The 13,780-nt window shown below is 65.4% G+C and carries 14 protein-coding genes; 7 read left to right on the top strand and 7 right to left on the bottom strand.

The features are described 5' to 3' along the window. The first annotated feature begins 11 nt into the window (after positions 1 to 11). Positions 12 to 944: a DUF2336 domain-containing protein gene (locus QJT82_RS00230; protein WP_155258889.1), complete on the top strand. Its 933-nt coding sequence runs from the start codon at positions 12 to 14 to the stop codon at positions 942 to 944. On the opposite strand, the gene QJT82_RS00225 is transcribed toward QJT82_RS00230, so the two are convergent. Beyond that, a complete protein-coding gene (locus tag QJT82_RS00225) occupies positions 941 to 1,285 on the bottom strand; it encodes a DUF1491 family protein (RefSeq protein ID WP_028345342.1) in 345 nt (114 codons plus the stop codon). The genes QJT82_RS00230 and QJT82_RS00225 overlap by 4 nt on opposite strands. Before the next feature lie 225 nt (positions 1,286 to 1,510). On the opposite strand from QJT82_RS00225, the gene QJT82_RS00220 reads away from it, so the two are divergent. Then, positions 1,511 to 2,059, top strand: a complete 549-nt coding sequence (locus tag QJT82_RS00220) for a hypothetical protein (RefSeq protein ID WP_281446614.1) — start codon at positions 1,511 to 1,513, stop codon at positions 2,057 to 2,059. Between the two features lie 67 nt (positions 2,060 to 2,126). Further along, on the top strand, positions 2,127 to 3,050 hold the full coding sequence (locus tag QJT82_RS00215; RefSeq protein ID WP_281446613.1) for an ankyrin repeat domain-containing protein: 924 nt from the start codon (positions 2,127 to 2,129) through the stop codon (positions 3,048 to 3,050). 119 nt (positions 3,051 to 3,169) lie between these two features. Here QJT82_RS00215 and QJT82_RS00210 read toward each other — a convergent pair whose 3' ends face one another. Together QJT82_RS00210 and QJT82_RS00205 are read right to left on the bottom strand one after the other, a co-directional pair. Next, complete coding sequence (locus tag QJT82_RS00210) at positions 3,170 to 3,910, bottom strand: peptidoglycan-binding domain-containing protein (protein WP_028345344.1); 741 nt, start codon at positions 3,908 to 3,910, stop codon at positions 3,170 to 3,172. Next, positions 3,903 to 5,714 carry an ATP-binding protein gene (locus QJT82_RS00205; protein ID WP_035634313.1) on the bottom strand — a complete coding sequence of 604 codons (1,812 nt, stop codon included), beginning with the start codon at positions 5,712 to 5,714 and terminating at the stop codon, positions 3,903 to 3,905. Before QJT82_RS00205 ends, QJT82_RS00210 begins: the two co-directional genes overlap by 8 nt. Positions 5,715 to 6,136: 422 nt before the next feature. Between QJT82_RS00205 and QJT82_RS00200 the strand changes: the two genes are divergently transcribed. Both QJT82_RS00200 and QJT82_RS00195 read left to right on the top strand, forming a co-directional pair. Then, positions 6,137 to 6,517, top strand: a complete 381-nt coding sequence (locus QJT82_RS00200) for a DUF5330 domain-containing protein (protein WP_028345346.1) — start codon at positions 6,137 to 6,139, stop codon at positions 6,515 to 6,517. A gap of 143 nt (positions 6,518 to 6,660) precedes the next feature. Next, positions 6,661 to 7,092 (top strand): SufE family protein, encoded by a 432-nt coding sequence (locus QJT82_RS00195; protein WP_028345347.1) that lies wholly within the window; start codon positions 6,661 to 6,663, stop codon positions 7,090 to 7,092. Positions 7,093 to 7,096: 4 nt separating this feature from the next. On the opposite strand, the gene QJT82_RS00190 is transcribed toward QJT82_RS00195, so the two are convergent. Further along, positions 7,097 to 7,510 carry a MucR family transcriptional regulator gene (locus QJT82_RS00190; RefSeq protein ID WP_028345348.1) on the bottom strand — a complete coding sequence of 138 codons (414 nt, stop codon included), beginning with the start codon at positions 7,508 to 7,510 and terminating at the stop codon, positions 7,097 to 7,099. Positions 7,511 to 7,687: 177 nt separating this feature from the next. Continuing rightward, positions 7,688 to 8,572 (bottom strand): hypothetical protein, encoded by an 885-nt coding sequence (locus QJT82_RS00185; protein WP_028345349.1) that lies wholly within the window; start codon positions 8,570 to 8,572, stop codon positions 7,688 to 7,690. Positions 8,573 to 8,910: 338 nt separating this feature from the next. Here QJT82_RS00185 and QJT82_RS00180 point away from each other — a divergent pair, with 338 nt between their 5' ends. Both QJT82_RS00180 and QJT82_RS00175 read left to right on the top strand, forming a co-directional pair. Further along, a complete protein-coding gene (locus QJT82_RS00180) occupies positions 8,911 to 10,560 on the top strand; it encodes a glycosyltransferase family 39 protein (RefSeq protein ID WP_028345350.1) in 1,650 nt (549 codons plus the stop codon). A 146-nt stretch (positions 10,561 to 10,706) separates the two neighbouring features. Next, positions 10,707 to 11,486 carry a class II aldolase/adducin family protein gene (locus QJT82_RS00175; RefSeq protein ID WP_028345351.1) on the top strand — a complete coding sequence of 260 codons (780 nt, stop codon included), beginning with the start codon at positions 10,707 to 10,709 and terminating at the stop codon, positions 11,484 to 11,486. A gap of 153 nt (positions 11,487 to 11,639) precedes the next feature. On the opposite strand, the gene QJT82_RS00170 is transcribed toward QJT82_RS00175, so the two are convergent. Together QJT82_RS00170 and QJT82_RS00165 are read right to left on the bottom strand one after the other, a co-directional pair. Further along, on the bottom strand, positions 11,640 to 12,176 hold the full coding sequence (locus QJT82_RS00170) for a transposase (protein WP_028345352.1): 537 nt from the start codon (positions 12,174 to 12,176) through the stop codon (positions 11,640 to 11,642). 110 nt (positions 12,177 to 12,286) lie between these two features. After that, on the bottom strand, positions 12,287 to 13,687 hold the full coding sequence (locus tag QJT82_RS00165) for a M20/M25/M40 family metallo-hydrolase (RefSeq protein ID WP_028345353.1): 1,401 nt from the start codon (positions 13,685 to 13,687) through the stop codon (positions 12,287 to 12,289). Positions 13,688 to 13,780: the final 93 nt, after the last annotated feature.

The following is a 13,780-nucleotide window of genomic DNA, read 5'->3' as shown; positions in this document are numbered from 1 at the left end:
TCGATGGGCTGATGACGCTCTCCCGTCGCGAGGGCGTCGACATCCGCCCGACGCTGCTGCGCGTCCTGACCGACCTCTATGTGCAGGCAAGCGCACACTCCGCCGATGAAGAGCGCCAGTTCGTCGAGCTGACGACGCGCCTGATCGACGAGGTCGACGACGCAACCCGCGCCGCCGTCCGCGCGCGGCTTGCGATCTATCCGGCGACGCCCGCAAGGATCATGGACAAGCTCGGGCTGTGCCGCGTCGGTCCCGACCAGCCGATGCCGGCGGCCGCGCCGATTCCCGCGCCCGCCCCCTCCGCGCTGCCGGCCAAGATCCCGACCGAAGCCGAACTGCGGATGGCCGCGAGCCTCGCCATGCGGCCGAACGATGCCGCCGAAATCTCCGACATGTTCTTTGCCGCCAGCACGAAGGAGCGCGCGCAGATCCTGCACAATCTGCAGGAGACGCCGCTGAAGGCCGCCGCGCGGATCCCCGCCGCGCGCGCCGCGCGCGCGATCCATATCCTGGAGATGGCGGCGTTTGCCGAGGACCTCGATAACTTCACGCTTGAGCTCGGCGAGGCGCTGATCCTGCCGTGGCGGATCGCCGCCGACGTGGTCAACGATCCCGGCGGCGAGCCGCTCGCCTGCGCGATGCGATCGCTTGACGTGTCGAGCGCCGCATTCCAGCGGATCCTGATGTTCCTCAATCCGGAAGCCGGCTCCTCGGTCAATTATGTCTATCGGCTGTCGCGGCTCTACGATCGCCTGAGCGAGCGCTCGGCACTGGTGATGCTGGCGGCGTGGCGCGGCTCGACCATGGCAGTCGCGCGCGCCAGGTATCGCTCGTCGCTCTATGACGATGAGCGCCATCGCGTGCGCGCTGCATCGTCGCAGACGCGCCCCGCGTTGCAGCCCGGCAGCGCGCCCGCAGTCCGAAATCAGAAGTCTGGAAGTTAGCCCTTCGCGAGATCAAGAAAGTGCCGCCCGGCACGGTCCTCGGTCTCGACAATCCAGGCGTCGGGATCGAAGCGGAGCTCCTTGGTCAAGCGCTCCTCGACAGAGGGCTCGGCCACCGGCTGTGGTGCGGTCGGCACGAACAGCCGCTCGACCGGACGGCTGTCGTCATAGACCGTCTGCGGCGCGGGCGCATACAGCATCGCGTTGCCGTCCATCAGCGCCACCTTGACAAATACGGCACCGGCTTCCTCGGCGCCCTTCTTGCGGACTGCGCCGAACACGCCCTCGGTCTGGCAGCGGCGCAGATACGCCGCGACCCATATGCTGGTTTTCAATCGCATCCGCCGTCCTATAGGCCAGCGGCGCGGTCACGTCCAATTGTCACAGATGTCGTCACGCCGCGGCGGGTTGACCGAACCAATCGTCACCCATATCCTTGCATCCGCGGTGCAAGCCGCGCCCGGGTCCACGGGAAGGGTTGAACCCACTTGCACCAATTGAGCGGCCAACCAAGCCTTTGTGCAGCCGGTTTTGTGGACCATCGGCGATGATGCACGGAGGTTTCCATGGACCGATCGCCCGCGCGATTGAATCTCGAACATCTGAAGAAGCAGGCCAAGGAGCTCATTCGCCTTTACCGGCGGCAAGCGCCGGAGGCTTACGCGCGTTTCCGGCATGCGCTTCCGGCTGCGGCCGGGCGCAGCGATACTGAGATCGCTGCGCTCAATCTGCGGCTGCACGATGCGCAGTCCTGCGTGGCGCGCGATCTCGGCTTCGCCTCCTGGCCGGACCTGCGGCGCTATGTCGACGCACAATTGCCGCCCGGTAAGAGCAAGGCCGATCGCGTGCGGCGATGGCTGCAGTTGGTCTATGCCGCAGACGTCGCCGGCACCACCGACCGCGCCAATCCGCGCGTTGCGGCGCGGATGCTCACCGAGGATCCCGGCCTCATCGCCGATGATCCCTATCTCGGCTGCGCCATCGGCGACGAGGCGACGGTGCAACGCACCGCCAACGACGATCCAGCATGGGTCAATCGTCCCGGCGGTCCGTTCAAACTGCCGCCGCTGGATCAGCAGCCGCTGGCCGCCCGGAACGCTCGACGCACCCGATGACAGCAATCCGCTGTCAGCGCTGTACGGCGCCGCCGGCCGCAACCACGATCTCGAACTGACCAGACTGTTGCTCGAAGCGGGCGCCAATCCGAACGACAATGAATCGCTCTACCACTCGCTCGAAGGCTCGGTGACGACAGGCCTGCTGCTCGAGCGTGGCGCGCGGATCGCCGGCACCAACGCGATGTACAAGGTGCTCGATGACGAGAACGTGGCGGCACTCGACTTGCTGCTGCGGCACGGCGGCAATCCAAACGAACCCGCCGGCAACGCGCCGCTGACCGATTGCGGCTCGCCGCTGATGTGGGCGATCCGCCGGCGGCGGTCGCGGACCTGCATCGCGACGCTGCTCGACGCCGGCGCAGATCCGCACGTCACGACGCCGGATGGTCTCAGCGCCTACCGCTACGCATTGCAATTCGGACTGACCGAGGTCGCCGAGCTGCTGCGCGAGCGCACCGGCGACGAGACGCTTGCCGATGATGAGCGGTTCGTCGCGGCGTGCAGCAGCGGTGACGGGAGCGAGGCGCGGCGAATCCAGGCCGGTCGGCCCGATCTTCCGGGTTCACTTTCACCGCAGCAATTGCGGTTGCTTCCTGAGCTCGCCGCGGCAGGCGGCGACGATGCGGTGCGGCTGATGGTCGAACTCGGCTGGCCGATCACGGTGCGTGGCGGCGATTGGGATGCGTCGGCGCTCAATCACGCGGTGTTCCGCGGCAATGCCGGACTGACGCGTTTCCTGCTCGAGCACGGCGCGGAGTGGACCGAGCAGCACGGCTTCGGCGACAATGCGTCCGGCTCCTTGTCGTGGGCCTCCTGCAACGAGCCGGTCAGCGGCGGCGACTGGGTGGGCTGCGCGCAGGCCCTGCTCGATCACGGGATGCCGCGCGCCATTCCGGATCGCGACGATCCGGAATGGGTGCTGCTGGCCGGCCGCAGGAAGCTGTTCTCCGACGAGGTCAGGGACGTGCTGCTGGGCGAGACGACCTAACTCATCATGGCCGGGCTTGTCCCGGCCATCCACGTGTTAGCTTCAACAGTCTCAGAGACGTGGATGCCCGGGACAAGCCCGGGCATGACGAATACACATTCAATGCCGTCGTAGAGAGGCTACTCGATTGAATGCCCGATCATCGTGCCGAGCTCGCGCACCAGGCGATCGGACATCTGGCCGGTCACCGGCAGCTTGCGGGCGCGCTCGAACTTCGCAATCGCGTGCTGGGTATCGGCGCCGATCGTGCCGGTCGGCTTGAGCTGGCCGTAGCCATACTCCGTCAGCGTACGCTGGACCGCGGCGATGCGTTTGCCGGCCGGGCTCAGATGCTGTGTCGGAATCGACGCCGGCGGACGAATGACGCTGGACGGCGCGGCGGCCGGGGACGGTGCTGCGGCCGGCGGCGCAGTGGTCGATTTCAGCACCAGATTGGCCATCGGATCGACCGGCTTGGCCTCGGCCTTGGGTTCTGCCGGCTTGGCTTCGATGGACCTGGTCTCGGCCGGCTTGGTCTCCACCGGCTTCACGTCGACGGGCTCGGCCGATCGGGCAGCCGCCTCGGCCGGACGCGGGCGCGGTATCGGGCTGGTGGCCGCGGCAACCGGGGCCGGCGGCGGCAGCGTCACCACCGAACCGCCGAACATCGGCGACGGATGACGGCCGGCCTGCAGGAACAGCGCATTGATCAGGATCGCAACAATGGCAGACGTCGCCAGCACGCCGGCAACCAGATCCTTCGGACTGTGCAGCAGCAGGCGCAGGACGAGGCCACGTTCCTCCTCGGCCGCGATGGCTACTGCCTTGGCGCCGCGGCGACGGCGCGGCGTTTCATCGTCATCCAAAGTCTGTCTAGGCACTCTTCTTCACCTGATGGGTTTGCTCTTGTAGTCCGGAACGCAGCGCGGGCTTCAGGGTCGAGACATTGCTGGACGGCTCGACGGCGGCGGGCGGGGTGAACGCTAGCGGCAGCGCGACCGACACCGTGGTGCCCTCGCCCACCTTGCTCTCCACATTGATTTCGCCGTGGTGCAGGCCGACCAGTCCCTTCACGATGGAAAGACCAAGACCGGTGCCCTCGTGGCGGCGCTGATAGGTCTTGCCGGCCTGGAAGAACGGATCGCCGATGCGCTTGAGATCATCGGCGGCGATACCGACGCCGGTGTCCGAGACACGCAGCACCAGCCGCGATCCCTCGACGCCGGCCGACACCGTCACCTTGCCGCCGCGCTCGGTGAACTTGATGGCGTTGGAGACCAGATTGAGCACGATCTGCTTGAATGCGCGCGGATCGCCGTTCACGATCGGCAGATCGTCGGGCACGCGCGTGACGAGGTCGACGCCGCTCTCGCGCGCCTTCAACGCCACCAGATTGCAGCAATTGAGCAGCGCCGGCCGCGGCGCAAACGGCTCCGGCGAAATCTCGAAATTCCCCGACTCCATCTTCGACATGTCGAGGATGCCGTTGACGACCGACAACAAGTGCTGGCCGGAATCGTTGATCAGCTGCGCGTATTCCTTGCGGCGGGCCACGTCGAGGCCGAGCACGTCTTCCTGCGCGATCATCTCGGAGAAGCCGATGATGGCGTTGAGCGGGGTGCGCAGTTCGTGGCTCATGGTGGCCAGGAAGCGCGTCTTCGACGCATCGGCCTGCTCGGCCACGTCGCGCGCCTGTTCGAGCGCCTGCTCCTGCACCTTGCGATCGGTCACGTCGCGGATCACGGCGACGACCTCGGCATCGGCGGCGGCTTGATCGAGCGGGCGGCAGCGCATCTCGGCCCAGATGAATTCGGCGACGGCTTCGCCCCGCGCACCGTCACGGCGCACGCGGAACTCGACGCTGCGCGAGTCACCGCGCGCGGCATCCGACAGCGCCGTGAGATAGGCCGGGCGATCGGCGACATGAACGCGGTCGAACAGGCCGTGGCCCAACAGCCGCGATGCCGGCATGCCGAGCATGTTCTCGGCCGCGGGGGAAATGAAGCGCACCGCGCCGTTGCGGCTGTGCCGCGACAGCACGTCGCTCATGTTATGCGCGAGCAGGCGGTAGCGCTCCTCCTCGACATAGAGCAGCGCCACGCTGGTACGCGCCAGCGACTCCGCGCCGAAAGCGAGCCCGGCGGCGTAAAAGATCCCCGACACGACGCCGAAGCCGACCAGCGTGCTGTTCGAGGCAACCGCCGGATCGACGACCGGCAGCACATGGTAATGGCCAAGAACGCTCAGCAACGCCGCGCAGATCATCGCCAGCGCGAATGCAAACGCCACCACGCGCCGCGAGGCCGACAGCGCCGCCTCGATCGGAATCACGACGAGCCACACGGCGGCGAACGAGGCGATGCCGCCGGTCGTCGCCGCGATCATCATCACGAGACCGGCGAGCGCCAGCGACGACAGCACATGCGCGCCTTCATAGCGGCCGGTGCGCGACAGGAACCACGACAGCAGGATCGGCGCGATCAGCCAGGCGAATGCCGCGACCTCGATCGCCGTCGGCGCACCGCGCATCGCAAGAAAGGCAGGGAACGAGGCAAGCGCCGCCAGGCTGCCGAGCAGCCGCGGCGCCATGAAGGCACGATGACGCGCACGCGTCAGCGCATCATATTGCGCCGACGGATGCAGCAGCGCATCCAGGCAATCGCGGATCAGACTCAAACTACTCACAGCACTCGCGCTTCGGCTCAATCGTCAACACAGACGCGCCGGAACGCCTCCTTCGTGATTGCAGGTCAACGTGTCAGAGCGAACTTAAGCGAACGCTAAGGCTGGGCGGCCTGCCGCCAAACACCGTGCATTGGAGTGGGTTTGACCCGCTATTCACCGGCCATTTGTCGGGGATGGTGAACGGCTGGTTTCCGGATGCGACATTCTATGGTTTCGAAATGGTGGACGCGGCGGATCCTGCGCATCCGGCGCCATCAATCGAAAATTTACGGCGAATCAATTCAGGCGAAATTTCCGCGATTTTTCGGCGGATTTACTTCAATGCAGATACTTCCGATTTATCGACCGATGCTAACCCTCAAGGCCAATAGCGGCATCGACCGCGCAAGAAGCAAGACAAGACAGACGACCGGGATCGCGCCATGTTCTTCCTGCTCCGTTTGGCATTCTGGCTCGGGCTTGTGCTCGTGCTGCTGCCGAGAGACAAAACACCCGAAGCGGACAAGACGCCGCCGATCAGCGCGTCGGATGCGGTGTCGGCCGCGACCGCGACGATCAACGACATGGGTCAGTTCTGCAAGCGCCAGCCGTCCGCCTGCGAGGTCGGCGGCCAGGCCGCGACCGCGATCGGCCAGCGCGCGACCGACGGGGCGCGCAAGCTCTACCAGATCATCACCGACAAGAAGCCGCCGGACCACACCGGCTCGATCGGCAAGGACGATACCGATTCAGCCACCGCGTTCCGCGACACGCTGACCGCGGACGATCAGTCGATCGAATTCCGCCTGCCGCCGACGCCGTGAGGGGAAACCAAAGCGCTGTCGCGCGAAGCGGATCCCGGTCGCGTGAAGAAAACCCGTCAAAACAACCGGGAACCGGTTCCATTTTCATCGCTTTCGCGGCCCGCCTTCCTATATAAGCCGTCAAGGACAGGACGCGGGCCACGATGACGACGATCGACGAAATCAGGGACAATTTTGCGCTGCTGGACGAGTGGGACGACCGTTACCGCTATGTTATCGAGCTCGGCCGCACGCTCGAACCGTTGTCGGAGGCGGAGCACTCGGCCGAGAACAAGGTGCAGGGCTGCGTCAGCCAGGTCTGGCTGTCGAAGCGGATCGAGCGCGGTGCCAACGGCGAACCGCGCCTGATCTATATCGGCGATAGCGACGCCCACATCGTGCGCGGCCTGGTCGCGATCGTGCTGACGCTGTTTTCCGGGCACACGCCCAAGGACATCCTCGGCACCGACGCGCTCGCACTGTTCGATGAATTCGGCTTCCGCGACCATCTGACGCCGCAGCGCTCCAACGGCCTGCGCTCGATGGTCGACCGCATCCGCAACGATGCGCGCGAGGCGCTGGCGTCCGCCGCGTAATCTCCTATTTCCGCTTCCGCGCCTGCTGGCCGAGGCCCATCTTCTTGGCGAGCTGCGAGCGCGCCACCGCATAGTTCGGCGCCACCATCGGATAGTCGGCCGGCAGGCCCCATTTGTCGCGATACTGTTCCGGGGTCATGTTGTACTGGGTGCGCAGATGGCGCTTCAGCGACTTGAAGCGCTTGCCGTCCTCGAGGCACACCAGATATTCGGGCGTGATCGACTTCTTCATCGACACCGCAGCCTTGGCCGGCTCGCTCGGCGTGTCGCTGCGTCCGCTCGACACCCGCAGCAAGGCGGAGTGGACCTGGCTGATCAGGTTCGGAATGTCCGAGGCCGGCGTCGGATTGTTGCTGAGATAGGCCGAAACGATGTTGGCGGTCAGTTCGACCGGCGTTTTGCCTGACGTATCGGACATGGCTCAATCTTCCCCGTGCTATCGACAGCCCGGCGCCCACCGGACAGTATCCATGCGCAGCAATACATTAATGGAATCGCGTACTACTTTGCGAATATGCACGAATTACAGCAAATCTGACAACAACGGCCGCGTTTCCGGCTTCGGGCCGGCCGCGCGCAAGTATTGGCCCGGATCTTAAGGCCGCTGCTCCAGATGCGACCTGAGCTCGTCGATCGAGGCAAATCGCATCATGCCCTCCGGCATCTGCGCCTCGATCGATCCGTCCGAATAGAGCGAATAGGCCATGCCGTCGACGACGCCGGATTTGAGCACGGTCACCGGCGGCTGCTCCTGGGGCGGCGGCGGATGGCCCGATGCCGGCGAGGCGGCGGCGGCCGACTGGGCCTCGCCGAAGGTCGATGGCGTGCGGGGGCCGCGCCGGGGGGCGACGTCGACCGACCGTGGCCGGTCGGCCTTCGGCCAGGCATCGTCGAAGGTTGCCGGCGCCGGGTCGGCCGAACCGCCCGGATTCGAGCGCAGTTCCGGCGATAGCAGATCCGGGGTCAGTGCCTCGGCGGCACGCCCCTGGCTTCGTTCGCGCTCCTTGCGCGAGGAGGAGAACAGCAGATTGCGCCGCTTGGGCGGTGCCGCGCCATCCGCGGGTGCGGCCGCCGGTGCGGACGGCGGCACCTCGCCTGATGCGCCGCGCGAGGCGATTTCATCGTGCCAGGGCGGCGGCGCGGAGGGCGGGGACGTTGGAGCCAGCGGCGGAGGCGCCGAGACCTTCGGCTCAGGCGGCGGGAACACCGGATCGTCGGGAGTGCCGCGCGGGGAAGTTGCAGACGGCGACCCGGACCGCAGACCCACGGCAACGACGGCATCGAGCCGGTCGCCCATGGCTTGGAGTTCGCGAAGGATGGCGGCAAGGGCCACAACAATCACGCCGGTACATGCGCCGGTCACGCCTGTTGCGATCAACGTGCCGCCGACGCTGAATTCCTTGTTTGGAATTCCGAGGCCGATCGCCGCCAAGCCCGCCACGACCAGGCCCGCGCCGACGACCAACAGACCAACCTTCATCGAACTAACCCCCGGGAGACCCGACCGAAAATCGGCGCGGGCCACCAACGCCACGATACCGTCATATTGCTCACACCGCCAACCGCCAATTGTAGACAGAGTTCCCTAAAATCCCGCTTAACCGGGCGCGATGCGCTGCTTCATCGCGGCCGCAGCGGCTGTCGGGCAGCCAGCTCCCGTAGATCTACTGGCTACGAATTGCTGCCAATTTATTGCAACGCATCTGGGAAATTACGCCACAATTACCAATTACTCGGAAACGGAACTGCGCTATGGATGCCGGGGAATGAGGCCCTAAAGCGCCAATCTGGGCCACAGGCACGCCGGTATCACTAGCTATGTCATCGATTACGACGTCTGCCCTCGAGGCGCCTGCGCGGCGCTCGGTGGAGAAGACCTGCGACGATCTCGCTGTCCTCGTCCTCGGCGTGGTCGCCGTGGTCGCCGGCTTGACGTTCCGCGATTACGGTCTGGGCTGGGACGATTACACCCACGCTGAATATGCCGACCTCCTGCTGCGCATGTACGGGTCCGGGTTCAAGGACACCGGCGCGCTGTCGTTTGCCAATCTGTATATGTACGGCGGCGGCTTCGACATGGCCGCGGCCTTGTTGCACAAGATCATTCCGCTCGAACTGTTCGAGACGCGCCGCCTGCTCGGCGCGATCGTCGGCGTTATCGGCCTTGCGGTAACCTGGCGCCTGGCGCGCCGCGTCGGCGGTCCGCTGGCGGGACTGGCGGCGCTGCTGCTGCTGGCGCTGTGCCCGACCTTCTACGGCCACATGTTCATGAATCCGAAGGATGCGCCGTTCGCCGTGGCGATGGTGGTCCTGATCATGGGCCTGGTCCGCCTGATCGAGGAATATCCGGCGCCCTCGCCGCGCACCATCCTGATCGTCGGCCTGGGGGCCGGCCTGTCGATCGGCTGCCGCGTGCTTGGCGGGCTCGCCTTGATCTACGCCGTGGTCGGCTTCATCCCGCTCCTGATCGAGGAGTTCCGCAAGCAGGGCCCGCGTGAGGCGACCCACCGCTTTGCCCATGTCGTCTATGTGCTGCTGCCGGGACTTGTGCTGGGCTATCTCGTGATGGGCCTGATCTGGCCGTGGTCGATCATGGAGCCCGGACATCCGCTCGAGGCGGTGACCTATTTCTCGCACTTCTTCGAGAAACCGTGGAAGGAGATGTTCGACGGCGCGCTGGTGTCGGTGCCGGACATGCCGTGGTCCTACCTACCCACTCTGTTCGCGCTGCAGCTTCCCGAAGTGCTGCTGGTGCTGCTGGCCGCCGCCGTCGTCATCACCTTGATGTCGCTGTCGCGCTACGACGTCACCGCAAAGCGCAAGTCGATCATGCTGATGCTGACGCTGGCGGCGACGCTGCCGCTGGTCATCGCGATGGTGAAGCGGCCGGCGCTCTATAACGGCATCCGTCACTTCATCTTCGTGATTCCGCCGATGACGGTGCTGGCCGGCGTCGCGTTCGCGCGCGGCATGGACTGGCTCGGCGAGAACCGCCGCGCCTGGCAGCCCGCGGCGCTCGCCGTGTTCGCGTTCGGCCTCTTGCTGCCGCTCAGCGAAATGATCCGCCTGCATCCGTATCAGTACACGCACTTCAACCACATCGCCGGCACGGTGCGGACCGCGGACAACTTCTTCATGCTGGACTATTGGGGCCTGGCGCTGAAGCAGGCATCCGACGGGCTGCGCGAGCAACTGGCGGAGCGGCAGGAAGTGCCGCCGCAGAACCGCAAGTGGAAGGTCGCGGTGTGCGGACCGCAGCGCCCCGCGCAGGTCGCGCTCGGCCCCGACTTCACGATCGGCTGGGACAGCAATGCTGCCGATTTCGCGATGACGCTCGGCGAATTCTACTGCAAGGGCCTGGCCGCGCCTGTGATGGTCGAGATCAAGCGCGACGACGTCGTGTTCGCCCGCGTCTACGACATCCGCGGCCGCAGCATATCGAGCCTGCTGGCGATCCCGGCGCCGTAACGCATCACGCTGCCCACTGACGATCGCCGTTCGGATCGTGGGCCGCATGCCGACATGACTGTCACGCCGTTCCCCCGCCTTGCTGCGGTCCGGCGGCGGCGCTACGCTTGGACCAAGCAATAACGCCATCAACGGAGCAATCGGCCATGTCGCCAGCGGAAGCGCGCCTGAAGGAAGTGCCGTCGGATATGAGTGCGGCGGAATGGGAGCAGCGGATCAATCTCGCCGCCTGCTACCGGCTGGTCGCGCTCTATGGCTGGGACGATCTGGTCGATACCCACATTTCCGCCCGCGTCCCCGGACCCGAGCACCACTTCCTGATCAACCCCTACGGGCTGATGTTCGACGAGATCACCGCATCGAGCCTCGTCAAGGTCGACCTCGACGGCAACCAGCTCTCGAAGAGCGACTACAGCATCAACCCGGCCGGCTTCACCATTCATTCGGCGATCCACGAGGTGCGCGAGGACGCCGGCTGCGTGCTCCATCTGCACACCGTCGACGGCACCGCGGTGTCGAGCGGCCCCGAGGGCCTGCTGCCGCTGAACCAGACCGCGCAGCTCGTCACCCACGACCTCGCCTACCACGACTATGAGGGCATCGCGCTTGATCATGATGAGCGCCCGCGCCTGCAGCGCGATCTCGGCAGCAAGAACCATATGCTGCTGCGCAATCACGGCACCCTGACGGTCGGCCGCTCGGTCGCGTCCGCGTTCGAGCGGATGTACCATCTGGAGCGCGCCTGCTCGATGCAGGTGGCGACCCGCGCGCTCGGACCGATCGCCTATCCGGTCGACCCGCACGCGATCGACAAGAACACCGAGCTGCTCTCCAACCCGGATCGCGCCGAGCTGCGCTCGACCCAGCTGGTCTGGCCGCCGCTGCTGCGCAAGCTCGACCGGGTCAATCCCGGCTATCGTGATTGAAATTTCACAATCTTCGGCTAGGCTAACGGCCAACACCCTCTGCACTATCGGAATCAAAACGCCGCCCAATTCCGGGCGGCGTTTCTACGTTCGGGGGCGTGGCGGAGACCCGTAGGATGGGTAGAGCGCAGCGAAACCCATCACGCCTCAGCATCAAGACCGCTCACCGAACGCCCCATCCGCTCTCTCCCCATCGCCAGCCCAATCCTCTGGGTAGACTCCGAGCTTGACCATGCGATGAAACGACGAATACGGCCAGTCCTTCACCCGCTTCACGAGGCCGTGCTTGAGCGGATTGATGTGCACGTAGTCGATGTGACGAGAGAGGTCATCTTCATGCCGGATCGTGTGCTCCCAGTATCGTCGCTGCCAGATGCCGCGTTCCGATCTGGCCGCTCGGCTACCCGAAATGAGTTCGCCGGCCGGGAGGCTTCGTGAAAATGCCGACTTGATCTGCCGCCGGCGCGTCGCAAAGTCAGCATCACCTTCCGGCAAGCTCCAAACTGCATGGAGGTGATCGGGCAGAATGACAATCGCCTCGGTCGTGAAAGGATGCCGATCGCGCGTTTCACGGAAAGCGGCGCGCAGTTGATCGATGTGGTCTGTCAGCAATCGCAGACGCCGGTCCTCTAGATTGACCGTGAAGAAGAAACTGCCTCCAGCAATGAAATTGCGGCGATAGGTGACCATGACTGATCGCAATGAAGAAGCGATGGGTTTCGCTTCGCTCTACCCATCCGACATCCGAATCAAAACGCCGCCCAATTCCGGGCGGCGTTTTTACGTGCAGGCGCCTTGCGCTATTTGGCGTCGGCGAATGCCGCCAGGATCCGCGCCCAGGAGCGGATGCCCTTGTGGTAGCTCTTGAGGTCGTACTTCTCGTTCGGCGAATGGATGTTGTCGTCGTCGAGCCCGAAGCCGATCAGCACACTGTCGAGGCCGAGCGTGTGCTTGAAATCGGCGACGATCGGGATCGAGGCGCCGGAGCCGATCAAGAGCGCCTCCTTGCCCCATTCGTCGGTCAGCGCGCGGCGCGCGGCTGCCAGCGGCTTCATGTTCCAGTCGAGCGCGATCGCCGGCGCGCTGGAATGGTCGGTGAACTCGGCCTTGCAGTCGGCCGGCAGGCGCGCCTTCACATAGTCGCGGAACGCCCTTCGGATCTTCTCGGGATCCTGTCCCTCGACCAGGCGGAACGAGACCTTCGCTGACGCCTCGGCCGCGATCACCGTCTTGGAGCCCTCGCCGGTATAGCCGCCGACAATGCCGTTGATGTCGCAGGTCGGGCGCGAGGAGACCTGCTCGATCAAGAGCCGGTCCTTTTCGCCGGCGGGCACCGAGAGGCCGATCGGCTTGAGGAAGCTCTCCGGCGTCAGATTGAGTTGCTTCCATTGGGCCAGAATATCCGGCGGCAAATCCTTCACGCCGTCATAGAAACCGGGGATGGTGATGTGGCCGTTCTCGTCATGCAGGCCGCCGAGGATCCGCGTCAGCACGCGGATCGGGTTCTGCGCGCCGCCGCCGAACACGCCGGAATGCAGGTCGCGATTGGCGGCCTTGATCTTGACCTCGTCATAGACGAGGCCGCGCAAGGAGGTGGTGATCGCCGGCGTATTCGGGTCCCACATGCCGGTGTCGCAGACCAGCGCGAAGTCGGCCTTGAGCTCGGCCTTGTTCGCCTCGAGGAACGGCACGAAATTCTTCGAGCCGATCTCCTCCTCACCCTCGATGACGATGGTGATGTCGACCGGCAGCGATCCCGTCACCGTCTTCCAGGCACGGCACGCCTCGACGAAGGTCATCAACTGTCCCTTGTCGTCCTCGGCGCCGCGCGCGACGATGATCTTGCGCCCATCGGCATGGTCGGTCACGACAGGCTCGAACGGCGGTCGGTGCCAGAGATTCAAGGGATCGACCGGCTGCACGTCGTAGTGACCGTAGAACAGCACATGCGGGCGTCCGTCGGTCGAACCGTTCAGCTTGCCGACCACGGCCGGATGGCCGGCGGTCGGCCGCACTTCGGTCTTGAAGCCGAGGGTTGCGATATCCTTGGCGAGATGATCGGCAGCCGCCTTGCAGTCATCAGCGAAGGCCGGATCGGCCGAGATCGATTTGATCCGCAGCAGCGTGAACAGCCGCTCGAGACTGTTGTCGAAATCGGCGTCGATGCGGTCGAGGACGGGCTGCAGCTTGGCGTTGGACATCGCGGATATCCCTTTTGTTGAACGTTGCGCCAGGTTGTAGCGCGCCGGCCGCGGGAGGCAAAGCCGGTCTCCCGCTTCAACCGGCCGGCGCAA

Source organism: Bradyrhizobium sp. Mp19, assembly GCF_029952935.1.
GTDB classification, from domain to species: domain Bacteria; phylum Pseudomonadota; class Alphaproteobacteria; order Rhizobiales; family Xanthobacteraceae; genus Bradyrhizobium; species Bradyrhizobium elkanii.
Note: the sequence above shows the minus strand (reverse complement) of the source record. Positions and strands in the feature narration are given on the sequence as shown.

Excerpts from the sequence above, each read along its gene's own strand:
- QJT82_RS00230 (WP_155258889.1), top strand. The coding sequence starts at position 12 with ATGACGCTCTCCCGTCGCGAGGGCGTCGACATCCGCCCGACGCTGCTG.
- QJT82_RS00225 (WP_028345342.1), bottom strand. The coding sequence starts at position 1,285 with ATGCGATTGAAAACCAGCATATGGGTCGCGGCGTATCTGCGCCGCTGC.
- QJT82_RS00220 (WP_281446614.1), top strand. The coding sequence starts at position 1,511 with ATGGACCGATCGCCCGCGCGATTGAATCTCGAACATCTGAAGAAGCAG.
- QJT82_RS00200 (WP_028345346.1), top strand. The coding sequence starts at position 6,137 with ATGTTCTTCCTGCTCCGTTTGGCATTCTGGCTCGGGCTTGTGCTCGTG.
- QJT82_RS00195 (WP_028345347.1), top strand. The coding sequence starts at position 6,661 with ATGACGACGATCGACGAAATCAGGGACAATTTTGCGCTGCTGGACGAG.
- QJT82_RS00190 (WP_028345348.1), bottom strand. The coding sequence starts at position 7,510 with ATGTCCGATACGTCAGGCAAAACGCCGGTCGAACTGACCGCCAACATC.
- QJT82_RS00185 (WP_028345349.1), bottom strand. The coding sequence starts at position 8,572 with ATGAAGGTTGGTCTGTTGGTCGTCGGCGCGGGCCTGGTCGTGGCGGGC.
- QJT82_RS00180 (WP_028345350.1), top strand. The coding sequence starts at position 8,911 with ATGTCATCGATTACGACGTCTGCCCTCGAGGCGCCTGCGCGGCGCTCG.
- QJT82_RS00175 (WP_028345351.1), top strand. The coding sequence starts at position 10,707 with ATGTCGCCAGCGGAAGCGCGCCTGAAGGAAGTGCCGTCGGATATGAGT.
- QJT82_RS00170 (WP_028345352.1), bottom strand. The coding sequence starts at position 12,176 with ATGGTCACCTATCGCCGCAATTTCATTGCTGGAGGCAGTTTCTTCTTC.
- QJT82_RS00165 (WP_028345353.1), bottom strand. The coding sequence starts at position 13,687 with ATGTCCAACGCCAAGCTGCAGCCCGTCCTCGACCGCATCGACGCCGAT.